Source organism: Vibrio sp. SCSIO 43097 (assembly GCF_023650755.1).
In the GTDB taxonomy this organism is placed as follows: Bacteria; Pseudomonadota; Gammaproteobacteria; order Enterobacterales; family Vibrionaceae; genus Vibrio; species Vibrio alginolyticus.
On sequence record NZ_CP071841.1, the window covers coordinates 1,236,208 to 1,259,203 of the forward strand.

The following is a 22,996-nucleotide window of genomic DNA, read 5'->3' on the forward strand; positions in this document are numbered from 1 at the left end:
AACCCCGTGAATAAAAACAAACTTATGAGCGCTGCTGCTCTACTCGCTTCAGTGGTATCAACCAATGTGCTTGCAGCAGAAAAAGAGATGACACTGATGTTGGATTGGTTCGTCAATCCAAATCATGGTCCTATCGTGATTGCCAAAGAGCGTGGTTACTTCAAAGAGCAAGGTTTGAAGGTCAATATTCAAGAGCCTGCAGATCCAAGCACACCACCTAAGTTGGTCGCTGCGGGTAAAGTCGACATGGCGATTTCTTACCAACCAAGCCTAACTATCGATGTCGCGGCTGGTTTACCACTAATCCGCTCTGCGACGTTGATTGCTACGCCACTCAACACGCTGATGGTGCTAGATAACGGTAAGAATGAAAAGCTTGGCGACTTGAAAGGCAAGAAGATCGGTATTGCGATCGCAGGCAACGAAGAAGCGACAATCGGCACTATGCTTGCGCAAGAGAACGTGAAGTTTTCTGACGTACAAATCATCAACGTAGGTTGGGCGCTGTCTTCGTCTCTTGCGTCTGGCAAGGTGGATGCGATTTGGGGCGGTCTACGTAACTTCGAAACCAACCAACTGGCATTAGAAGGTTATAAAGCTAAAGCCTTCTTCCCTGAAGAACACGGCGTGCCAGCGTATGATGAGTTAGTTTTCGTAGCTAATGCGAAAACCTACAACAAAGAAGCCATCAAAGCATTCAACAAAGCACTAGAGCAAGCAACCACTTACATCGTTAACCATCCAAAAGAGTCGTGGAAAGAGTTCGTGGCTTATTCACCAGACACCCTCAACAACGAGCTTAACCAACGCGCTTGGAACGACACGCTAACTCGTTTCGCTCTTCGTCCATCTGCTGTAGATCTGAAGCGCTACGATGATTACGCGCAGTTCATGTATTCACAAAAAATCATCGAAACACTGCCAAAAGCGAAAGATTACGTACCGAACTTTGACTAATTCTACTGACCTTAGGATCTAAGCCTAGGGTCTTTTGATAACGAGATACCCATAATGAAATACCAAGATTTGATCGACGCTTGCCGCCAAGATTGGCAAGAATACACTGAGCATGCTTTCGTGCAGCAATTAGCGCAAGGCACTCTGGCTCAGCCTTGTTTTCTGCATTACCTAAAGCAGGATTTTCTTTTCCTAAAACAGTACGCGCGAGCTTACGCATTAGCGATCTACAAAGCGCGTACTTTGGATGACATGCGCCGCGCCCTACCAAGCGTACATGCATTGCTCGATTCTGAAATTGCCCATCACGTGACTTACTGTGAGCAATGGGGACTGACGGAATCCGACCTAGAAAACGAGCCAGAAGATTTCGGCACTGTGGCTTACACCCGCTACGTGTTGGATGCAGGAATGACGGGCGATCTTGTTGATCTATACGCGGCACTGGCACCATGTTCTATCGGTTATGCCGTAATCGGTAAGATGCTGATTGAAAGTGAGAACACGGTAATCGAAGGCAATCCATACGCAAGTTGGATCAACCTCTACGGTGGTGAGGAATTCCAATCTGGTGTCGCAAAAGGTGCAGAACACTTTAACCAGTTATTGGCGGAAATCGATATCAATAGCCAGCGTGGTCAAAACCTGATTCAGGTATTCAAAACCGCAACGCGTATGGAAGTGGCATTCTGGCAACAAGGTCTGAACGCTCAGCAAGGTTAATCGGAGAGTCTCATGTTAATTGAACAAATCACCCAAGCATTAACCGCAGTACGCCAACAAAAGCCATTAGTCGTCAACATCACTAACTACGTGGTGATGAACAACACGGCAAACGCCCTATTGGCTATTGGTGCTTCTCCAATCATGGCGCACTCCAAGCAGGAAATGGCAGAGATGATGTCGTTCGCTGGCGCACTGGTTATCAACATCGGTACCCTAGACAGCATTTGGACACCGCGTATGAGCTATGCCGTAGAGCAAGCCAATGCCAATGGTAAAATCGTTGTGCTCGATCCTGTCGGTTGCGGAGCAAGCTCACTACGTACCGAGACATCACGTGAAATCGCACGCCTTGCAGACAAACTCATCATCCGAGGTAACGCTTCAGAAATCATTGCACTCGCTGGCGAGCAAGCACAAAGCAAAGGCGTCGATGCGTTAGACAGCAGCGACGCAGCACTTGGCGCAGCGAACTTCTTAGTTTCAGAGTATGGTGCAAGTGTGGTGATTTCTGGCGAGACTGATTACATCGTCACGAAAGGGCAAACCGTGCAACTGAACAATGGTCACGAGATGATGCCATACGTAACCGGAATGGGCTGTACGCTCACGGCACTGACGGGTGCTTTCGCTGCTGTTGGTGATCACTCCGGACTTGCTGCCGCGGCGGTACTGGGCGTTGTGGGTGAAATTGCGGCTGAGCAAGCGCGAGGGCCAGGCAGTCTGCAAATGAACCTGTTGGATGAGCTTTACCAACTGGATGAAGAAACACTGGCAAAACGCCTAAAACTCCAAGTGAGTTAAGCTTTCTCTAACAAATACCGGCCTCTCACTCCCTGTAGATGAGAGGCCCAAAGGAAACAAAATGAACGCCTATCGTTTATATTTGGTCACCGATGACCAACAAGATTTAGCCACACTAAAGCGTGTTGTGAGAAAAGCCGTGGAAGGTGGCGTGACCATGGTACAAGTCCGCGAAAAACACGGCGATGTGCGTGCGTTTATCGAACGTGCTCAAGCCGTGAAAGACATCCTTAAAGATACCAATGTGCCTTTGATCATCAATGACCGCGTTGATGTTGCACTGGCAGTTGATGCCGATGGGGTTCACCTCGGGCAATCAGACATGCCCGCAACTATCGCTCGTGAGTTGATTGGACCAAACAAAATCCTCGGCTTATCCATCGAAAATGAAGAGCAGCTTGCAGAAGCGGACTCTCTTCCGATTGATTACATCGGCTTGAGCGCAATCTTCGCGACGCCGACCAAAACCAACACCAAGAAGTTCTGGGGTATTGATGGCTTGAAGATGGCGTTAGAGACGACTTCACTGCCGATTGTTGCCATTGGCGGCATTAACGAAAGTAACATTCCGCAACTCAGCGCCACTGGTGTTCATGGCTTAGCTTTGGTTTCAGCGATTTGCCACGCAGAAGATCCAAAAGCCGCATCGGAATATTTATTAGGGTTGATGAGCTAACCTTGCTCACGCCTGAACAAAGCGCTTATGGATGAGCGCGTTTGCCTTTCAGTACTTTCAACAACCTCTCCTTTCACAACGAAGAGCTGCAATGTCACTTTCACGCTCGAATTGACAGAGCGTTGATAAGTTTTTCACGCCAGATAACGTAAGATAAGCCCCTTATTTTCACGTGGTTGAATAACCCTCAATAAAAACAAAACGCTCTCAATGAAAACCAAAAAATATGGATTGATGATGCTCGCCTTGTTTGTTCTTGGCATCATCCCAATGTCGCTGTTTGGCTCTTATCACAATCTCACTTCACAGGTGCCGGAAAGTCTGGGTATTACTTTTACTTTGCTCACAGATTCTGCTGGTAGCAAAGGCTTTTTAATTACGTTAACACTGCTACTGCTTTCTTTATTTCGCTTTAAACCAAGTCGCATTGAGTGGATACAAAAACTCTCAATGTTAGGGTTGTTACTGGTGATTGGTTTTGCCAGCAAAACGGGGCTAAAACTGATGACAGAAAGCCCGCGTCCCTACACGGAATTGCTCGCAGCAGAACAATTGATTGAGCACCCAGACGCGTTTTATCAGTTGGATACAAAGCAGCAAGCCAACGTAATTAACCAGATTTCTGAACACGTCAGTGATTGGCGAACGCGCCATTGGCAAGGCGAGAAAGACTATTCTTTCCCATCCGGCCATACGATTTTCGTTTCGATTTGTTTGGCTTTCTTTGGCGGGTTGTTCTTACAGAACAAGTGCTATATCTCTGCACTGTCATTATGGATGTGGGGAATGAGCGTCGCATATAGCCGCTTATGGCTGGGGATGCATCGCCCTGAAGATTTAATAGGCTCAGTCTTGTTTGTCGCGATTGTATTTACTTTACTCCCGACATTTCAAATTAAGAAACAGATGCCATTTGTTTCTCTCGCTTCGCGCTAATTTGAACGATTACTAGATAAAAAAGAAGCCAGCGATTCGCTGGCTTCTTGCTTTAAAACGCTACTTTTTTCTAACCATTTCTTGGTGGTTCAAACGCTGTTAGTTCTAATTCTGGGCCAGTGTATTTTTCAATACGAACCAGCGCCGAGTTCGCCGCACAGCCGTTTGCAAGTCGAGAGGTCGGAATATCCAACGTTAACACGTTACAACCGCCGTTCTTACAAATGCCGGTTTTCGGATCCAGATCCGGCCAGCCGCCTTCATGAATACACACTGAACCTTGCTTGATTCGGTCAGTCACTTCTGCACCTACCAATACTTGGCCACGGTTGTTAAACGCACGAACTAAATCGCCCGTTTTAATACCACGCGCTTTCGCATCTTCAGGGTGAATCCAAATAGGTTCACGGTTTGCAATTGCGTACTCTTCGCGAATCTTCGCGTAGTTAAACTGGCTGTGTAGACGATGCGCTGCGTGCGCGGTCATTAGCTGCAACTCGCCGTCTTTTGCATTGCCAGTGTACTCGGTTGGTGCCATCCACGTTGGGTGTGGAGGACAGTCTTCCAACTGATAACCTTCAATGGTTTTCGAGAAGATTTCGATCTTACCACTTGGTGTACCGAGTGGATTCATGATCGGGTCTTCACGGAAATCTGCGTAACGAACAAACTGTGCGTTCTTCTCGTTCCACTTCATCTCGATCAGTTGGTTATCTTCCCAGAACTTGCTGAAGTTCGGCATTGCTACGCGAGAGCCACGGCCACCTTGTTGCGCCGCCTTGTAGAAGCCGTACAGCCATTCCATTTCGGTTTTACCTTCAGTGTATACGTCACGGCCACCCGGAGCTAGCATCTCTGCCATGTCCGCGAATACATCGAAGTCATTACGCGCTTCACCTTGCGGCTCAACCACTTGCTTCATTGGCACCAAGTGTTGGTTACTGTAGTCACCCGTCATCGTTAAGTCGTTACGCTCGAACGATGTGGTGATTGGCAGAACAATGTCCGCGTGCTTCGCAGCCGCCGTCCAGTAAGGCTCTGAAATCACGATCAGTTCAGGCTTTTGCCATGCTTTAATCAAGCGGTTGGTATCTTGGTGGTGAGTAAAGTTCGCACCACCGGCCCACCAAATCATCTTGATGTCCGGGAACGTCAGTTCATGACCGTTATGATGGTAGGATTGACCTGGGTTTTCCAACGCCTCGACAATACGCGCTACAGGGAAGCTTTGCACCGCGCCAGACACCGCCCAGTCGTTCCCCGCAGAAGAGCCGCCACCCAGCGATGCCGAAATCGCAGGAAGTACGCCAGCATCACGAGCAGGGTTACCACCGTTTGAGTAGTGGTAAGAGAAACCAAAACCACCGCCCGGTAAACCGATTTGACCCAACATCGTTGCCAGTGTAACCAGCATCCAGTGACGCTGCTCACCGTATTGTTGGCGCTGCATGCCCCAACCCGCCATCAGCATGGTGCGGTTTTTACTGAAGATGTCAGCCAGTAGCTCAAGTTGCTTCGCAGGTACGCCACAGATTTGTGATGCCCATTCTGCTGATTTTTCTACGCCGTCTTCTTCGCCCATCAGGTACGCTTCAAACTTGTCGTAACCTGCGGTGTATTTATCGAGGAAGGCTTTATCGTGCTTACCTTGTTTCACTAAGGTGTGTGCGATGCCCATCATCATTGCCACGTCGGTCATTGGGTGAGGAGCAATCCACTCCGCATTCTCACCAAAGAACTCGATGGTTTCAGAACGAATAGGGTCAATCGCAATGACCGTCTTGCCTGATTTTTTCAATTGATGGAAGAACTCAAGACCAGCACAGTCTGTTGAGCTCCACGCGATTTTTAGAGTGTTGATCGGGTTTAAGCCCCAAAGCACAACCACATCGCTGTGCTCTAATACCACTGGGTACGTAGTTTGTTGCTCGTACACTTCGATAGAGCCCACAACGTGCGGCATGATGACCTGCGCAGCACCCGTTGAGTAGTCACCCAAGTGGCCTGAATAGCCGCCCGCCATGCTCATGTAACGTTGCAGCAAGGTTTGTGCTTTGTGCAGCACGCCACTTGAACGCCAGCCGTAAGAGCCTGCAAACACAGAAGCCGGGCCGTATTCTTTGCGAATTCGCATGTGCTGTTCGTGGATCAGCTTGTAAGCCTCATCCCAAGACACACGTACAAACTCATCACTACCGCGCACACCTTCTGGCGACGATGGGTTTGCCAAGTAGCCTTTACGTACCATTGGGTACTTCACACGCGCCTTGGTATGCACTTGGTCAGGCCCAGTAGTTTGTAGACTATTTGGTACAGTTTGTGGAAGAGCATTAGTAGTCGAAGCCAACTTACCATCTTTCACTTCACATAACATTGGGCCCATGCGGCCCGCTGTCAAAATGCCCTTGCCACGCTGGTTTGAAGACGCAACAGACATAGGTGCAAATGAAGTGAATGCCATTGCACCAGCCGCCATACCAGTGCCTTTTAGAAATCCGCGACGGGTCATATTAGTCATAATCTTATCCTTCTATTTATCGTTAGTGACCAACCACATCTTTCGCGTGGTGCTGGAAGAACTTGGTTAGAATTTCTAGGTTCTCGGCTGAAATATCAGTTCGATCACCCATACTTTTCGCTACCGGTCCCCATGCATTCACTGTGAAGTGATTTGAAGGAATTTTCGCGTGACAAGTTGCACAGTAAACGTTGTCCAACTCTTCTGCGTATGACCATACTGGTTCAAGCGTGTCAACAACTGGAGAATCAATAGCGCCAGTTAGAGAAACCGCGCGCCATTCGTTGCCGTAAACATCTGCCTCAAATTCACCAGTTTCAAGCGCTTGTTGGCCTTGCTCTGTTAGCGTTGCTACGATGGCACGTTGACCTTCTCCCATGTAAAGCACTTGCTCTGCGCCTTTCATTTGGAATGCGTTCAACTTAACAGTGCGGTTGTCGCCTTCAGAGCTGATTACTTCCAACTTCGTCGTTGGGTTAATTTTACCCATCTCACCCATTGCGATTTCAGTCACAGGGTAAACAACCTTGGCATTAGGTGATGTTTTTGTGGTGAAGCTCATCAACGTTTCAAATGCCTTGCTGTCTAGCTCTGCTTCTGGTGCAAAGTGCGCCACACCTTTATGACAATCGATACACGTTTGATCGTTTGCTTTCGCGTAAGCGTGCATCTTCGCCGCATCACGTGATTGCTCAAACTCTTCCATTGCATCGAAATCATGACACGAACGACACGTCGCTGAATCATTTTCACGGAACTGAGCCCATACCGTTTCAGCCATATCTTTACGATGTGCTTCATATTTCTCTGGCGTGTCGATCTTACCTGTCACAAATTCATGGTAGATGTCTTTCGACGCGCGAATTTTGGTGATCAGGTAATCCATTGGTTCTTGAGGAATATGACAGTCAGAACATTCCGCGCGAATGCCTTTCGCATTACTGAAGTGCACTGAGCCTTGGTACTCTTTGTAAGGGGTTTCCATAGAGTGGCACGAGAGACAAAATTCAGTATCTGAGGTGTAATGCATTACTGCCGCACTCCCCCCCAAAGTTAACCAGCCCACACCAATGCCGGCAGCAACCAGCAGTGCAACATATCGTTTTTTTATTGACATAATTAGCAACACTTCCAAATAAAATGTAATTATAGGTCGCAAATTACTACTTTATGGGTAGTCCTCTCTTGATCCACATCATTTCCGTGTTGCTCTGTATGCCTCAAGTATGAAATTTTGTTATTTACATCTCAAAGATGAATATATGGCAATAATCCATTACCCAACCAACTATTCACCACATAAATCACTTTTATGAATGCAACTATTTGATTAAACAGATAAAAGGATGAGAGACTGAATCTCCACATTGATGCAGTAAGGACACGCATGTCAGTTTACATCGAGACGCACAGAAGCCAATTAAGACCCATCAAAGCCAGTGACTGGGAACTCTTTCAACGATTACTCTCCGAACAAGAGGTTATTGCGCTCTGTTTCGATCGTCCCAGCGAAACAGAAATAAGAGAAAAATTTGCTTCGCGATTATTACCATGGACCCCAAATAGCCAGCATTGGCTTTGCCTTGTAATACTCGATAAGCAATCTGAACAACCCATCGGCATCACTGGCTTTGCTATTGAAAACGGTAAGGCAGAGGTAGGTTACTTACTTTTGCCGGAATTTCATGGCCAACAGTTTGGAACAGAAACTCTTCAAGCGCTTCTATATTGGGCAACCTCGACACATAACATCAACCACTTTTCCGCGACGGTCACTGAAGGCAATATTGCGTCAGAACGTGTCCTGATAAAATGTGGTTTCGAACTCATTGAGGTCATTCCAGACGCATACCAAATTGGTGGCAAACCCTACGCCGATAAAATCTACTCACTACAAAAATAAGGACGTATTTTGAATAAAGTAGTCATCATTACCGGCGCAAGCCGAGGCATTGGAGCCGCAGCGGCGAAAAAGCTGGCCGGGCAAGGCTATCGCGTTTGCGTTAATTACCGCACTCAGCAAGAGGCCGCCGACCAAGTTGTGGCAGAAATACAAGCAAACGGTGGCAAAGCGATTGCCATCGCCGCAGACGTAGCCGATGAGAAGCAAGTGCTCTCCTTGTTTGATGAAACAGAACGTGAATTTGGTGCAGTGACGCACTTGGTCAACAACGTTGGCATCCTATTTACTCAATCGCCTTTGTCAGAAATCAGCTTGGAACGCTTTCAGAAAGTAATGAACACCAATGTGAATAGCTGTTTTCTCTGCTGTCGAGAAGCGGCGAAGCGATTCAGTGCAGGCGGTGCAATTGTGAATGTCTCCTCTGGAGCGTCGCGCTCAGGCGCGCCATTTGAGTATGTCGATTACGCCACATCAAAAGGCGCGATGGATACCTTAACTAAAGGGCTCTCGCTAGAGTTGGCAGAGCGCAATATTCGCGTCAATGGCGTTCGACCTGGTTTCATCTACACTGATATGCATGCCGACGGCGGAGAACCAAACCGAGTAGATAGACTCAGCCCTCAAATTCCTCTTAAACGCGGTGGCACGGTAGAAGAAGTGGCAAATGCGATCGCTTGGCTATTAAGTGACGAAGCCTCTTACATCACAGGATCATTTATCGATATTGCAGGGGGCAGATAGAATGCAAGTCCATATCCGACAAGCGATTCCCGATGATTTAGACGAAATTTTTCAGCTTAATTTTCAAATTAATTCACTGCATTTTGCGAATGCGCCAGAAGCCTTTGTTGCGCCTTCAGAAGCTGACCGTGAATTTCTTGCACAAGCACTAGAGAACAAAGAGCGACTCTTTTTGATTGCCGAACGCGAACAGCAAATTCTCGGCTTCTTAACCGCGATGATCACCCAAAACGACACCGTCAGTTTTCTGATCAAAGACCCAATTTGTCGCGTGGGAACAATTGTTGTCGATGAAGCGCAAAAGCAGCAAGGAATCGGCCGCCAACTGCTCCAAGCCTGTGAGCAATGGGCGCGCGATGCCAATGCCACACAAGTTCGATTGGAAGTGATGGAATTCAATCAGCCAGCACAGCGCTTTTACGATAGTCAAGGTTTTAAAACTAACTCACGCATTATGCTGAAACATTTGTAACGATAACGACAATTAAGCGCTTTTCACGGCTAAACCCACCTAAATCGCATTTATCGATGCAATTTACCCCCCTGATTTTAGAAAAAGACGATATGATGTGCGGATAAGGAGATTCGAACATGATTTATCTTTTCGATTGGGGGAACACCTTGATGGTAGATTTCCCTCACGCACAAGGAAAAATGTGCGATTGGGAACACGTAGAAGCAGTTCCTCAAGCCAGAAAAACACTGGCAATACTTTCCCAAAATCATCCCATCTACATTGCGACCAGTGCATCTGATTCCAACATGGAAGAGGTTCAGCGTGCATTTGTTCGCGTCGACTTAGACCAATACTTAAATGGCTATTTTTGTTTTGCCAACCTCGGTATCGCTAAACACCAACCTGAGTTTTATCTCGCCATCGCAAAACAGTTAGGGGTTAACGTGAGTGGAATAACCATGGTTGGCGATTTACCTCACAAAGATATTTACCCTGCGATGAAAGCGGGCGTAAACACAATTTGGTTTAACCCAACGGGCGCTGATGCACCAGCCGAAGCCATTCCTAACCAAATTCGTTGTTTATCTGAGCTTATCCCCTAACCGTTACTAACCTGCACTAATCAAGGAAGATGAATGCAAATCAGATCCATCAAGGTGAGCGATATCGCGCGCTTCACCGCGCTGTGGAATCGAGTGTACTCCGAAGGGGAATTTTTGATTTCTCCTGCACCCGATAACGCAACGCTTCGCAGAATCCTGCAACGTGTGGAAAACGAGTCCATCCCTCAGTTTGTCGCGTTTGACCGCCAAAAACTTATCGGTAGTGTTGAAATCTACCCAGCTGAGATGTGCGGTTACGAAAGAGGGCAACGCCTTCGCGTCGGTATTCTTGGTATTCACATCGACAAAAACTACCGAGGCAAAGGATTGGGGCGGAAACTATTGGCAGTCGCGATCGCACGTGGTTGGGAATTTGGTTACGACCAAATCGCACTCTACGTATACACAACCAACACACCAGCGATTGCTTTATATGAACGGTTTGGATTTGAACATCAGGGGGAACTTGGGGAAGTGACCTTGCCAAATGGTAAAGTCTTGATGAGTCAAAAAATGGTATTGTATAAAGCGCAAAGCCCTTCGAAAAACCCCGATTTGTAGACTCACGATAACCGTTGTTCGCAACACTTATTCGGGATTAACACCCTTGCGTCACATACCCTCGAACAATTGAATCGTTAGAGGCTTGATTCACGTAGTAGAAATAGCATGCTTCTTCTGCCAGTGTGTAACCTTGCGGCCAAATGTACACCACGCGATCAACACCCGATTTATCTAAGAACTGATAATCAGGAATAGCGACAAAATGAGCACTGTTTGGGTGCTGCTGACCGATGATGCAAAAATCACTGCCTTTGCACGGCACGTCAATTTTCGAATAACCTCTGGCTGGTAGATCGATTTCTAACAAAGCTCGAATACTATCGGCACTCGCTTCTGGCATGCCTTTGCGTGTTTTGACATGTCGGTCAATGTAGTGAACGTGCTCTTGGCCGTAAGCGTTATCAATCACTGATTGAGCATGAAAGAATTTGAGAGCCGTACCCAAAGAAGACTGAGAACTGTGCAGCATCGCAGCGTATGCTTGGCGATGAATATCGAGTAGTACTGGTAAAGCAGCTAATGCGATGAAAGCCAAAGTGGTAAGCACTATGGTGATTTCCATCAGCGTAAATCCCTTTGATTTCACGTTTCTTATCTCAACTAGCCCAAGACAATAGCCCCACATCCATGTGAGACCGAGCCAATATATCGCCAATTTCTTACGATTAAAGGCTTAAGGGGTAAGAAGAGACAAACACCACTCAAACTTGAGAACAGCAGCCAAAGAGCAGTGTAACAAAACGACGCTATGTGTCAGATATTAGACGGTTTTTACTCTCTAGTTACTGAGTAAAGGCACATTATTTCGCACCAGACCACGACGAACATTCGTGCACATTTTGCCAAAACGACGAATCTCATCGAACTGCGGAACAATGCCGCGCTCCATGGCTGACTCCCAATAAGTGACTTCTGAATCGACCATTTCCAACAATTTCTTCGGACAGCCAATGCACTGCCCTTCTGGTCCACATACAAACGTTTCTGGTTCATAAATTGGTAGTTCCGCTTTTACTTGCTCGATGATGCTACGCATGGCGGTCATTCGATCTGGCTTTACCTTCATCATTCTGCTCCACGGATTAAGATGAAGCAGATTGTACCCACTGATACGCAAATGTCCCTACCCAATTTAGGTATATTCTGTTTGAATCGATTTCTTTATCGTCAGATCCGGCTTTTTAACCACCAAATACACCGCCGTAGCTGCCAGTACGAAACCAGAAATCCCCATCCAATCAAATGACTCTCCAAACGCGAGCCAAGCCTGAATCGCCGTCGTTGGCGGCACCAGGTAGAATACAGAAGCTACGCTCGATGCAGCACCGTTCTTAACCATGTACAGCAGCAGTAGAATAGCTACACAAGAGAGCACGACGACCAACCACAACACAGTCAAAATAAACTCCAGTTCCCACTGCACTTGCATGGTTTCAAACTGCATCGCAACGGGCAGAAACATGACGAGCGCGGCCAAATATTGCACCGTCGCACCACCCACCATATCCACTTGTTGGCAATGTTTTTTCTGATACAGCGTCCCTAGCGTGATACCAACCAAAGCCAATAAACACAAACCAATGGCCAACACTTTGTGCTGCTCGGATTGCCACTCCATTTTGCCCATCAACACCATAGCGATACCGACAAAACCAAGAGCCAAACCCAGCCATTGCGAGGGTTTAAATTCCTCACGAACAAACGCCACCAGCAAAGCCGCGGTTAAAATCGGCTGAATGCCCACCAGCAACGAACTCAACCCCGCTGGCATACCCAAAGCGATAGCGAAATAAGTACCGCCCAGATAGAAACCGTGGATTAACGCCCCAACCACACAGCTGTGCCAAAAATCTTTTCCTGTCGGCAACCTTCTACGCAATACCGCCACAAGAACCAGAAACAATAAGACATTGAATGCCATACGGATAGAAAGTAGTGTCGCTGGCTCGGCATATTGCAAACCAAAACGCGCACCAACGAATCCAGAAGCCCAAAGGATGACAAATACAAAAGGGATGGCTCGGATTAACATGATCGCCTCACTCACGCTTGTTTTATGTTTTGAGATACTGCTAATGTAATTAGGTACAGTGTTTTCAAAAAGTGACAGATGGAAGTGTTTTTATGGGTACAGATTTATTGGAAAGCGGTGAAGGGAATAAGTACCTCGTGGTGGAAAAACACCTCAAACAAGCCATCAATGGTGGCGTTTATCAGGCGGATGATCGACTGCCCTCCATTCGCTCGTTGAGCCAAGAATTAAACGTCAGTAAAAATACCGTGATTCGTGCGTATCAAGAGCTGGAAGCACAAAACTTGGTTTACTCGGTTCCCAAATCGGGTTATCGAGTTAAAGTCGCCTTGCCGACCTCTCGCTCAATTCCGGATCCGACTCGCGTGGATTTGCTCTCGATCTGCAAAGAAATCCTTACTTATCCTGAATACCAAGAGCGTTTGCCTACCGGTTCTGCCCACCCAAACATTGACTCCCCCGCGATCAAAAGCTTGTACGCCGAGATCGGCCGCCACAGCCGCCAGCAAACGCATGTACCGAGCCATTACCAATTACCACCCGGTGATCACCTCTTAATCAAACAACTAGCGAAAATCACGCAAGATTTGGGCACACCAGCCAAGTTGGATGAGATCATGGTAACGCACGGCGCTCAACAAGCAATAAGCCTAGCGCTGCGCGCAACGACACAAAAAGGCGATATCGTCGCGGTGGAGTCTCCTTGTTATTTTGGTAACTTATTGATGCTCGAATCACTCGGCCTCAAAGTGGTGGAAATCCCGAGTTGCCCACGAGACGGTATGTGCCCCGAAGCCTTAGCAAAAGCGATGTCGACATGGGACATAAAAGCGATCATCGTAACGCCAAACTTCACCAATCCTACTGGTGCCATGATGCCGTTAGAAAAGCGCCAGCAATTGCTATTGGCGTCCGGCAATGTTCCTATTATCGAAGACGATGTGTTTGGCGGGTTAAGCTATGACAAGCCGTTGCCAAGCTTGAGATTGCTCGATGACAAGCAACGCGTAATTTACGTAAATTCGTTATCCAAAACGCTCGATTCGCGTTTGAGAATTGGTTGGATGTTGGCGGGGCGATATCGAGATCAAATTGAGCAATATCTACTGTGTGAAAACATGGGCAGTTTGAACCTAATGCAATCCGCCGTGGCAACGTTTCTAACGTCAGGCAAGTATCGAACGCATACTGCGCGAATGGGTCGGGTTTATCAAAACAACATGCGACGATTTATCCAGATGCTTCATCAATACTTGGATGAATACGAACCTCTAAAAAATCGATACCAGATCAACGCCGTACAAGGCTCGTTCTTACTTTGGTTGCGACTGCCCGAAGACACGGACAGCTATGCGTTGTATCAAGCATGCAATAAGCACAGAATCAGCCTACTTCCCGGCACCGTATTTGGCACTCAAGGGCAATATCGGCATTGCGTACGCCTCAGCGTGGCAAACTTTGGTCATGAAACCGATTGGAGTCACGCGATGCAAACACTGGCAAAATTGATAGCAAAGCATGCCTGTTAACTCGCTCTTGCTAAATGAACTTATGCCTACACACGCAAACACGTAACAACAAAAAACTCCACGCAAAGGTGGAGTTTTTCGTATCGTCATCGCCTTCAGTGCGACTTAATTTGCCACATTCTCGCGACGTTTTCGGCTAAGTTAGCAACGTTGACGTCGGCCTCTTTCATGGCCTCAGGTAAGCTCATCGCCCTTGGTACACAAGCAAACACCGCATCAATGCCGCACTCATAAACCGCCTGATAGTTGTCGCCCACACAGCCTGCTAATGCAATGACTGGTAAATTACACTGCTTGGCGACCTGAGCAACGCCCATCGGCGTTTTGCCATGTGCGGTTTGATGATCGATTCGACCCTCGCCTGTAAATACGATATCCGCATCCGCAACATGCTGAGCAAGTTTGACCGTTTCAAGCACAATCTCAATTCCCGGTTGCAAACGTGCTGGCGTGTACCCGAGCAAGGCCGCGCCCATACCACCAGCAGCACCCGCCCCTTCACGAGTCAGTACATGCTTACCCGTCGCTTGTTCCGTCAACTCGCCAAACTTGCGCAATGCGTTATCGAGCAGAGTAACGTCTGATACGGTCGCTCCCTTTTGCGGGCCAAAGATAGCCGACGCGCCTTTGTCACCACAGAGTGGGTTATCAACATCGCACGCTACCAACACTTCGCAAGTTGCTAAACGAGGGTCAAGACCAGAAATATCGATGGACGCAAGCGCCGCTAACCCGCCTCCATTTGGGGTAATTGCATGACCAGATTCATCAAGAAACGCCACCCCCAACGCGGTCAACATGCCCACGCCACCATCATTGGTAGCGCTGCCGCCCAAACCAATGATTAAACGTTGAATGCCTCTGTCTAGCGCGTGTTTGATCAGCTGTCCGGTACCAATGCTACTGGTCAGTTTTGGGTCGCGAGCGTCACTCGGCACAAGGTGTAGCCCACTGGCCTCCGCCATTTCAATAACCGCAGTTTCGCCGTCGCCGAGGATGCCATAAAACGCTTCAACATCATTCCCTAATGGCGCAGTCACTGTTGTGAAGACTTGTTCGCCTTGAGTTGCATCTATCAAAGATTGAACCGTGCCTTCGCCACCGTCTGCGACCGGAACCGTAACAAACTCAGCATCATGCCATACGCGAGCAAGACCCGTTTTTATCGCCTCGCTCACTTGTTTGGCGGTTAAGCTTTCTTTAAATGAATCAGGTGCAATTACCACTTTCATACGTATTTCCAGAGACTTATAAGAGAACGAGGCTCAAAATGTACACCAATGCCATTGCCGTGACACCTTGAACGAGCGTAGCCATGGTTTGCGCGCGGTACGCTAAGCCCACCGACATGCGGCTAAACTGCGAAACTACCCAGAAGAAACTGTCGTTTGCATGAGAAACCGTCATCGCACCAGCACCGATCGCCATCACCGTTAATACGCGGCCCATTTCTGAATCGAGCCCCAATTGCGTAAGCATAGGCGCAACCAAAGCCGATGTGGTCACCAATGCAACCGTTGATGAACCTTGCGCCGACTTTAGCGCAGCCGCAACGATAAATGGCATGAAAATACCCACGCCCAGCGCCGATAGCGTCGTACCTAAGTATTCACCTAGCGGCGTTGCTTTTAATACCGCGCCAAATGCACCACCCGCACCGGTAATCAAAAGAATAGGCGCAGCAGCCGTAATACCTTGGCTGATTCGCTCGCCAAATTCTTCAATCTTGTTGTCTGACTTGAGTAGGCGAACAGAAAGGAACAGGCCAATCACCAATGCCGTTAGTGGCTGTCCTAAGAAAGTCAGAACATCAAACACAAAACCTTCGCCCAGCGGTAGGCTTGGGAATTTCGCGATAGAGCCAAAACAGATCAATAAGATAGGAACAAAAATAGGAGCGAATGCTTGGCTCGCCGTTGGCAATTTGCCGTAAGACGCTTTGAGTGCTTGCCAGTCTTGCTGAATTTCTTCTACGGCTTCAATGCCATCTGGTTCAACATGTTGGAATCGGTTCGCCCACAACATCCCCGCTAACGCCGCAACCGCTGCAACAAACACACCCACACCAATCACTAAACCAAGGTTAGATTCCAGGCCTAAGTTACCCGCAGCGGCAATCGGGCCAGGAGTTGGCGGCACAAACGTGTGCGTTGCGTATAGGCCAGTTGCCAACGCCACACTCATCGCAACGCTTGAGGTTTTTAAACGCTTCGCGAGTGATTCTTTGAGCGAGTTCAGAATGACAAAGCCTGAATCACAAAATACCGGAACAGAAACGATGTAACCTATGATACTCATGGTCAATGTTGGGAAACGCTCACCCAACACTTTGATGACCGTATCGGCCATGGTGATCGCCGCACCACTTTTTTCCAAAATAACACCAATGATAGTACCTAAAACGATAACCAAACCAATGTAACCAAGGATGCCGCCAAAGCCAGAAGCAATGGTTTTGGCAATGCTATCTGCCGGTAAGCCGTAAGCAAATGCCGCAAGGAACGCCGCGATGATCAGCGCTAAAAAGGGATGTAATTTGAATTTGGTGGTCGTGAGCACAATAAATGCGATCACCCCGAGCAGGATTAATATAAGGTTCATGATAACTCCATTTATTCTTATTTTGCTGAGCGAGTCCGTGTTGGCTCACTCAACATGTAGGGACGCATGAATTATTAATCGTTTGCTTTAGAATTCCTTTAGGCGGAGTGACAAATGATGTGGTCAAAAAATGACGCGTATTGTGCAGATGCACAATATCACGACATTTTTGAGAGCCGAGTCGCAATATAAAGCTCCGCTAACCCCACAAAATTGGTAGTTGGTAGCCCTGTTATCTCGGTGATTTTCTCTAACCGATAGCGCAGAGTGTTCCGGTGAATAAACAGCATTTTAGAGCATTCTGTTACATTGCCATTGCATTCAAACAGTGCATCTAGGGTTTTCAATAATTGCTCAGATTTGTCTTTCTCTTTCAACCGTTTCACACCATCAATAATTTGTTCACCTTGCCAAATATCCGCCAACGGCGCTAACAAAACAGGCAAACGAAGTTCATCGAACAGGTACTTACGTTTCTCTGGGTAGAACTGCTTGCCAATGGCTAATACCTGCTTCGCGCTTTGGTATGACAACGCGACATCTTTAGGCTCATTAAACAGCTGCCCTAGCGCAATGTGAAACGTATGCGAATCGTGATCGCTTAAACGCGACATCAACTTATCAATGCGCTCACTTTCAACTTGGCTATCCCACTGCTTGGCGGAATGACACGGTTTCAACACCACAATTTCATTCACTGAGACAATCGCAACTAGGTTGTTACGCTCTGGGTATTCAAGCAGCTCAACAATATTGCGCACACTCTTCATGCTTTTCGAGGCCGACGGCGTCGAGACTTCAATCACCGTTGCCACCCGTGGTTGAGTAACATCGATAGAAAGACGCATCGCCCAATCTTTCAGCTCTTCATCGGTCAATTTGCCATTGATCCAAGCCAGAATAAACTCTTCACGATGACGTCTGTCCCACTGAAATTTTTCCACCAGCGCAGCTTGCTCGATTGTTAGTTCAGCGGTCATTTTAACCAGTTTTGCAAAATCTCGGATTTTCTCCGGCTCTCCTGTGACGCCAACAATACCGACCACGTCGCCATGTAATTTCAACAACATATTGATACCGGGTTTGACACCCTGCAACGTCAAACATTGCTGCTCATTAAGCTCTAGCGAATCGCCATGATTCAGCGCCAGTACCGCGCCATCATGCACTTGCCCAACACGTTTAGGGTCGCCACTGCCAATGATGATGCCTGCCGAGTTCATCACATTCACATTGTGACCAATGATGGACATGGTTCGATCAACAATTTGTTGTGCTAAAGCGTGGTCGAGAATCACCATTTCGAGTTTCCAAATTGACCGTTTAATCACTCAATAAATCACAAATGGCAAACTATCGCGATGCTGCGGTTCTAAATAACGGAAGCAGCTCAAAGCATTATCCAATTAACCACATTTAAAAAGTGGATTAAACCTTCATTTTTAGCAGAGGGTTATATACTTAGAACAAAGGTTAGCAATGCATTCTTCACTGTGCATTGATGCCACTCGTCTACCTACAGAGGAGAGATCAACATGGAGTTACGGAATAAATCGGGGGAAGTTGCAAATATTGCTGATAACCTCACTTTGAAGGAAATCACAGAAATGGGCTACACCGTAGATTTATGCGATGAAGCATTTGCTCCTGGAGAGCATTGGAAAGCGGAAGGTAAAACGCAAGGTATGGGCGAGTATCCAGAGGAGTAAACGTCCTGACGAACCGGCGTACAAAAGCGTTCCACAAACAGAAAAACCGAGCGACTTAACGCTCGGTTTTTTACTTTTGAACTTCTTGAATAAACAAGCTCATCTCTTCAAGATAATTGCCGTTTGAGCATCCCCAGTCGGTGACCTCAATCAACTCAGTAACTAACTGTCCAGACTCATCATCTTGCACTCTCTGCACAAACGCTTCAAAACGTTCCAGTTGTGCCTGACTCTTAACGCCATGCACGGCATATTCTACAAGCAAGCCGTTGTACGTCTGCCAGCGCTGATCGCCCGCAACATCATTGCTTAAAATCACAGAGCACTTTTGTTGAATGCTTTCAACCGCATCATTTCTTGGTGGCGCGACTGTGGAACATCCAACTAAAATCGTACCTACCGCCAATAACGTAACTTTTGTCTTATTTATCATATCGTTTCCAACTGTATCGCCACGATATGGAAATCTTATTACACCTGATAAGGATCATCGATAGCGCACTGCAGATTAATTACTTAATAAACTGTAAACTCCATACCAGTCTTAACACTGCAAGCTCATAACTCCTATTAACTCACCCAAATGTAAACAAATAGTAAAATCACCTTTACGCGATGCAAAATCGACAAATGAGATTAGCGTTCCTTTCTCGCGACCAAGCGTGCAATAATCAACTGTCTACATAACGAAACCATTTGAAGGATCAAAATGACCGCAACGGATTATCTCAACGACCTCAATAAACGTTACCTTGCGATTCACCGCACCAAAGAAGATTTCTTTTGGGAAACTTACATGGGGATCAGCGATGACCATGATGGCTCGACGCAAGCACAAACGGCATGGACAAGCTTTTTAAGCAACGCCGAGCAAATTACTGACATCAAACAACAGCTTGAAGCCGCGGACTCAATTACCGACCCACAAGAGAAACAACAAACCATTACGGGTCTATCTGGTTGGCTGGCGATGTTTGAATCTCACGCTATCGAGGGCGAAAAAGCACAAGCGTTGAAAAATCAGCTCATTGCCTTTGAAGCTGAGCTCTTCAAGAAAAAACAGAACCACGTACAAACATTTACCGATGAGAACGGCGAGCAAGTAGAAGGTTCACTTCCAGTATTAAGCTCAACCATTCGCACCAGCAATCATGAAGAAGTTCGCCAATCGGCTCATCAAGCGTTGCTGAACCTTGAACAATGGCTACTGCAAAACGGCTTTATTGAACTGATCAAACTGCGCAACCAGTTCGCTCGCTCACTGGGTTATGCGACTTTCTTTGATTACTCCGTGCAAAAAACGGAAAAGATGAGCACTGAGCAGCTATTCGAGATTTTGGAAGATTTCGAACAACGCACGCGAGATGCACACCTAAACAGCTTAGAAAACTTGGCGAAAGAGAAAGGCGCAAGCGCACTAGCAGGCTACAACTTTGTTTACTCATTCGCGGGTGACGTTATGCGTGACCTTGACCCATACGTGCCGTTCTCAAAATCTCTGAGACGCTGGGTAGAATCATTTGGTCGCCTAAATATTGATTACTCTGGCGCGACGCTAACGCTGGATTTACTAGATCGCAAAGGTAAGTACCCGAATGGGTTCTGCCACGGCCCTATCCCTTCTTTCTATAATCAAGGCGAATGGGTCGCAGCGCAGGTGAACTTCACCAGTAATGCCAAACCAGACCAAGTGGGAAGCGGCTACGATGGCATTAACACGCTGTTCCACGAAGGCGGCCACGCAGCACACTTTGCGAACGTAAAAATGAACGCGCCTTGTTTCTCGCAGGAGTTTTCGCCGACGTCAATGGCTTATGCAGAAACTCAGTCGATGTTCTGTGATAGCCTGTTAACCGATGCCGATTGGCTAAAACAGTACGCACTGGATGATGAAGGGAATTCTGTTCCTGATGAGATTATTCAAGCAATGATCAACAGCCGTCAGCCATTCAAAGCTTATGAAGAACGTAGCATCTTGGTTGTACCATATTTTGAGCGCGCGTTGTATCAATTGAGCGATGACGAGTTAACGCCAGAGCGCATCACTAAGCTCGCTCGCGATTGTGAAAAGCAGATCCTTGGTTTGGAATGCAGCCCTCGCCCACTGATGGCGATTCCACATTTGCTATCCGACGAAGCAGCTTGTGCGTATCAAGGTTATCTACTCGCGCACATGGCGGTGTATCAGACCCGTGCATACTTCCTTGAGAAGTTTGGTTACCTGACGGATAACCCAGAAATTGGCCCACTGCTGGCAAAACACTACTGGCACGCAGGTAATCACTTGTCGCACAACGAAACCATTGTCAGCCTGACTGGCGAAGGCTTCAATGCCAAATACCTTGCAGACGTGTGTAACCTGTCGCCAGAACAGGCATGGGAAGTGCAGCAGAAGAAAATCGACTCACTTGCGACGCGAGAGCGAGCATCAGTCGCTTCACTGAACGCCGCGATTAAAGTCGTCGACGGCAGTAAAGAGCTGGCAAGCAACGCCATCTCTGACGAACAAATGTGTGACGATTTTGAACGTTACATCGTAGAGACTTACGGTCGATAACACGCAGAAAGCCAGGAGCTCGCCTTCTGGCTTTTTATTCTTTAGCTAATGCAATAGGAAGGAAGATCCATGTACCAAGAAGTCATCAAATTTTGGTTCGAGGAGCTATCGCCCCAAAATTGGTTTGAAAACAACCCAGAACTGGACAAGCGTATTGCATCGCGATTTGCCTCGGTATTAGAACAAGCCGCTCGTTGTGAACTGTTTAATTGGCGTAACAGCGCACAAGGACGATTGGCCGAAATCATCGTCCTCGACCAGTTTTCACGTAATGTGTATCGCAACACCCCAAAAGCGTTTGCACAAGACCAACTCGCATTAGCATTGGCTCAAGAGGCAATTCGGTTAGGTCACGACAAAGAATTAGCGCCTGAGCAGCTAAGTTTTTTGTACATGCCATTTATGCATAGCGAATCTCGCCTCATTCATGTCGAAGCTGAAAAATTGTTTCGCGCATCAGGGCTTGAAAATAACTACGATTTTGAGCTAAAACACAAAGCCATCATCGACCAGTTTGGGCGCTATCCTCATCGCAATGCGATACTGGGAAGAAAGAGCACTCCCGAAGAGTTAGCGTTTTTGCAACAACCTGGGTCAAGTTTCTAAATAACAATGAATAATGAGTTAACCATGAGAGACCACGCAGTATGCTGGCCATGCTTGCTAAAACTAGACGGCGACGATGAGCTGATCTACACGCATTCCCAGTCCGACTTAGACTCTGAATGCGAAGCCCTCATTTTTGGGCAAGATGATTACGTTATTGACTCAAATGGCAACACGTTCGAATTGAAAAACAATGGTTCGAACACCACTCTTTTACACCCAAAAGAACGAACGCTGTCCGTAGAAGAGGTTACGTCATTAATCCAATCGCATGAATTCAGCCTCGCGCAACGGTGCATTATCAAGATTCATTTCACCTCGGTGAGGCAAGCTGTTGAGGCCTTAGCTCACTAAATCAATCCCAATACGCACATCATTAAATAAAATTATCATTTTTATAATTTATGATAATTTCATGTAATCAATATCACGCCATATACTCTCCCACATCGAAACAAGACAACGTTCAAACACACATGTTGGGAGCAAACAAATGAAAATGAATCATGTCGGTATTATGGTCGGAGATATGGACAAAGCGGTTGAGTTTTACACGCAAGCGCTAGGTCTAAAAGTCGTTATGGGCAACACGAAAGTGATTGAAGAACGCGAAACGGCAATTGGCAGAATGTGTATTGCGGTCTTTGGGGAAGGCTTTAAAGGCTTCAACATTGCGCACCTTGTGACAAGTGATGGCATCGGCCTTGAGTTATTCGAAATGAAAGAACGTCAAGAGCGCCATGAAGTGGATTTTTCTCGCATCGGTATATTCCATTTCTGTTTACAGACAGACGATTTTGAAGGTGCTATCAAACGCACCGAAGCACTAGGTGGCAAAGTTCGCATGGACATCATGCGTTACCACCCAGAAGACGATAATAAGCCTGCGAAAATGGTTTACCTAGAAGACCCATTCGGCAACCTATTCGAGCTTTACTCACACTCTTACGAAGAAACTTACGCTTCTGATTACGAGTAATAGCCCCATCCATATCCCAAAAGGCTAGCAATACGCTAGCCTTTTTTGTTTGCTTTGAGTTGCAGTGTTTCTGCACTCGCTCTAGCAAAAAAACATCTGGAA

General features: G+C 47.1%; 25 protein-coding genes. 16 read left to right on the forward strand and 9 right to left on the reverse strand.

What is annotated here, in order from left to right:
• The first annotated feature begins 6 nt into the window (after window positions 1-6).
• The 5 genes from J4N40_RS21935 (at window position 7) to J4N40_RS21955 (ending at window position 4,096) form a co-directional block, all read left to right on the forward strand.
• Window positions 7-957 carry an ABC transporter substrate-binding protein gene (locus J4N40_RS21935; RefSeq protein WP_025768778.1) on the forward strand — a complete coding sequence of 317 codons (951 nt, stop codon included), beginning with the start codon at window positions 7-9 and terminating at the stop codon, window positions 955-957.
• Window positions 958-1,011: 54 nt separating this feature from the next.
• Window positions 1,012-1,680, forward strand: a complete 669-nt coding sequence (gene tenA / locus J4N40_RS21940; RefSeq protein ID WP_025768777.1) for a thiaminase II — start codon at window positions 1,012-1,014, stop codon at window positions 1,678-1,680.
• 12 nt (window positions 1,681-1,692) lie between these two features.
• On the forward strand, window positions 1,693-2,484 hold the full coding sequence (thiM, locus tag J4N40_RS21945) for a hydroxyethylthiazole kinase (RefSeq protein ID WP_042522363.1): 792 nt from the start codon (window positions 1,693-1,695) through the stop codon (window positions 2,482-2,484).
• Between the two features lie 61 nt (window positions 2,485-2,545).
• Window positions 2,546-3,160: a thiamine phosphate synthase gene (gene thiE, locus J4N40_RS21950; protein ID WP_005374296.1), complete on the forward strand. Its 615-nt coding sequence runs from the start codon at window positions 2,546-2,548 to the stop codon at window positions 3,158-3,160.
• A 210-nt stretch (window positions 3,161-3,370) separates the two neighbouring features.
• Entirely contained in the window at window positions 3,371-4,096 is a 726-nt protein-coding gene (locus tag J4N40_RS21955; protein ID WP_005374297.1) for a phosphatase PAP2 family protein, read from the forward strand.
• Between the two features lie 70 nt (window positions 4,097-4,166).
• On the opposite strand, the gene J4N40_RS21960 is transcribed toward J4N40_RS21955, so the two are convergent.
• On the reverse strand, window positions 4,167-6,614 hold the full coding sequence (locus J4N40_RS21960; RefSeq protein WP_042522361.1) for a trimethylamine-N-oxide reductase 2: 2,448 nt from the start codon (window positions 6,612-6,614) through the stop codon (window positions 4,167-4,169).
• 22 nt (window positions 6,615-6,636) lie between these two features.
• Entirely contained in the window at window positions 6,637-7,731 is a 1,095-nt protein-coding gene (locus J4N40_RS21965) for a NapC/NirT family cytochrome c (RefSeq protein WP_005374302.1), read from the reverse strand.
• A 270-nt stretch (window positions 7,732-8,001) separates the two neighbouring features.
• On the opposite strand from J4N40_RS21965, the gene J4N40_RS21970 reads away from it, so the two are divergent.
• From J4N40_RS21970 to J4N40_RS21990, 5 genes are all read left to right on the forward strand, one after another.
• Window positions 8,002-8,517, forward strand: coding sequence for a GNAT family N-acetyltransferase (locus J4N40_RS21970; protein WP_025768771.1), 516 nt, complete (start codon window positions 8,002-8,004; stop codon window positions 8,515-8,517).
• A gap of 9 nt (window positions 8,518-8,526) precedes the next feature.
• Window positions 8,527-9,258, forward strand: coding sequence for a glucose 1-dehydrogenase (locus tag J4N40_RS21975; protein WP_042522357.1), 732 nt, complete (start codon window positions 8,527-8,529; stop codon window positions 9,256-9,258).
• A gap of 1 nt (window position 9,259) precedes the next feature.
• Window positions 9,260-9,730 carry a GNAT family N-acetyltransferase gene (locus J4N40_RS21980; protein WP_250654515.1) on the forward strand — a complete coding sequence of 157 codons (471 nt, stop codon included), beginning with the start codon at window positions 9,260-9,262 and terminating at the stop codon, window positions 9,728-9,730.
• A gap of 119 nt (window positions 9,731-9,849) precedes the next feature.
• A complete protein-coding gene (locus J4N40_RS21985; RefSeq protein WP_042522353.1) occupies window positions 9,850-10,317 on the forward strand; it encodes an HAD family hydrolase in 468 nt (155 codons plus the stop codon).
• Between the two features lie 33 nt (window positions 10,318-10,350).
• Window positions 10,351-10,878: a GNAT family N-acetyltransferase gene (locus J4N40_RS21990; protein ID WP_005374314.1), complete on the forward strand. Its 528-nt coding sequence runs from the start codon at window positions 10,351-10,353 to the stop codon at window positions 10,876-10,878.
• A gap of 37 nt (window positions 10,879-10,915) precedes the next feature.
• Here J4N40_RS21990 and J4N40_RS21995 read toward each other — a convergent pair whose 3' ends face one another.
• The 3 genes from J4N40_RS21995 to J4N40_RS22005 all read right to left on the reverse strand — a co-directional run bounded on the left by J4N40_RS21995 (window position 10,916) and on the right by J4N40_RS22005 (window position 12,913).
• The gene (locus J4N40_RS21995) at window positions 10,916-11,443 is read right to left on the reverse strand and encodes a hypothetical protein (RefSeq protein ID WP_005374316.1); all 528 of its coding nucleotides are present in this window, start codon (window positions 11,441-11,443) and stop codon (window positions 10,916-10,918) included.
• 216 nt (window positions 11,444-11,659) lie between these two features.
• Window positions 11,660-11,947, reverse strand: coding sequence for a hypothetical protein (locus J4N40_RS22000; protein WP_005374318.1), 288 nt, complete (start codon window positions 11,945-11,947; stop codon window positions 11,660-11,662).
• A gap of 66 nt (window positions 11,948-12,013) precedes the next feature.
• The gene (locus tag J4N40_RS22005) at window positions 12,014-12,913 is read right to left on the reverse strand and encodes a DMT family transporter (RefSeq protein WP_017634359.1); all 900 of its coding nucleotides are present in this window, start codon (window positions 12,911-12,913) and stop codon (window positions 12,014-12,016) included.
• Between the two features lie 92 nt (window positions 12,914-13,005).
• Between J4N40_RS22005 and J4N40_RS22010 the strand changes: the two genes are divergently transcribed.
• Complete coding sequence (locus J4N40_RS22010) at window positions 13,006-14,442, forward strand: aminotransferase-like domain-containing protein (protein WP_250654516.1); 1,437 nt, start codon at window positions 13,006-13,008, stop codon at window positions 14,440-14,442.
• A 95-nt stretch (window positions 14,443-14,537) separates the two neighbouring features.
• On the opposite strand, the gene J4N40_RS22015 is transcribed toward J4N40_RS22010, so the two are convergent.
• The 3 genes from J4N40_RS22015 to J4N40_RS22025 all read right to left on the reverse strand — a co-directional run bounded on the left by J4N40_RS22015 (window position 14,538) and on the right by J4N40_RS22025 (window position 18,344).
• A complete protein-coding gene (locus J4N40_RS22015; protein ID WP_042522351.1) occupies window positions 14,538-15,674 on the reverse strand; it encodes a glycerate kinase in 1,137 nt (378 codons plus the stop codon).
• 16 nt (window positions 15,675-15,690) lie between these two features.
• Window positions 15,691-17,043 carry a GntP family permease gene (locus J4N40_RS22020; RefSeq protein WP_005391886.1) on the reverse strand — a complete coding sequence of 451 codons (1,353 nt, stop codon included), beginning with the start codon at window positions 17,041-17,043 and terminating at the stop codon, window positions 15,691-15,693.
• 158 nt (window positions 17,044-17,201) lie between these two features.
• Window positions 17,202-18,344, reverse strand: coding sequence for a sugar diacid recognition domain-containing protein (locus tag J4N40_RS22025; RefSeq protein WP_213904683.1), 1,143 nt, complete (start codon window positions 18,342-18,344; stop codon window positions 17,202-17,204).
• Window positions 18,345-18,578: 234 nt separating this feature from the next.
• On the opposite strand from J4N40_RS22025, the gene J4N40_RS22030 reads away from it, so the two are divergent.
• A complete protein-coding gene (locus tag J4N40_RS22030) occupies window positions 18,579-18,752 on the forward strand; it encodes a hypothetical protein (protein ID WP_005374332.1) in 174 nt (57 codons plus the stop codon).
• Between the two features lie 70 nt (window positions 18,753-18,822).
• Here J4N40_RS22030 and J4N40_RS22035 read toward each other — a convergent pair whose 3' ends face one another.
• Window positions 18,823-19,185 carry a hypothetical protein gene (locus J4N40_RS22035; RefSeq protein WP_017634365.1) on the reverse strand — a complete coding sequence of 121 codons (363 nt, stop codon included), beginning with the start codon at window positions 19,183-19,185 and terminating at the stop codon, window positions 18,823-18,825.
• A gap of 276 nt (window positions 19,186-19,461) precedes the next feature.
• Here J4N40_RS22035 and J4N40_RS22040 point away from each other — a divergent pair, with 276 nt between their 5' ends.
• The 4 genes from J4N40_RS22040 to J4N40_RS22055 all read left to right on the forward strand — a co-directional run bounded on the left by J4N40_RS22040 (window position 19,462) and on the right by J4N40_RS22055 (window position 22,894).
• Window positions 19,462-21,309 carry a M3 family metallopeptidase gene (locus tag J4N40_RS22040; protein ID WP_205391299.1) on the forward strand — a complete coding sequence of 616 codons (1,848 nt, stop codon included), beginning with the start codon at window positions 19,462-19,464 and terminating at the stop codon, window positions 21,307-21,309.
• Window positions 21,310-21,378: 69 nt separating this feature from the next.
• Window positions 21,379-21,915: a DUF924 family protein gene (locus J4N40_RS22045; RefSeq protein WP_250654517.1), complete on the forward strand. Its 537-nt coding sequence runs from the start codon at window positions 21,379-21,381 to the stop codon at window positions 21,913-21,915.
• A gap of 24 nt (window positions 21,916-21,939) precedes the next feature.
• Window positions 21,940-22,269, forward strand: coding sequence for a DUF4144 domain-containing protein (locus tag J4N40_RS22050; protein ID WP_033907198.1), 330 nt, complete (start codon window positions 21,940-21,942; stop codon window positions 22,267-22,269).
• A gap of 139 nt (window positions 22,270-22,408) precedes the next feature.
• The gene (locus J4N40_RS22055) at window positions 22,409-22,894 is read left to right on the forward strand and encodes a VOC family protein (protein ID WP_025768760.1); all 486 of its coding nucleotides are present in this window, start codon (window positions 22,409-22,411) and stop codon (window positions 22,892-22,894) included.
• Window positions 22,895-22,996: the final 102 nt, after the last annotated feature.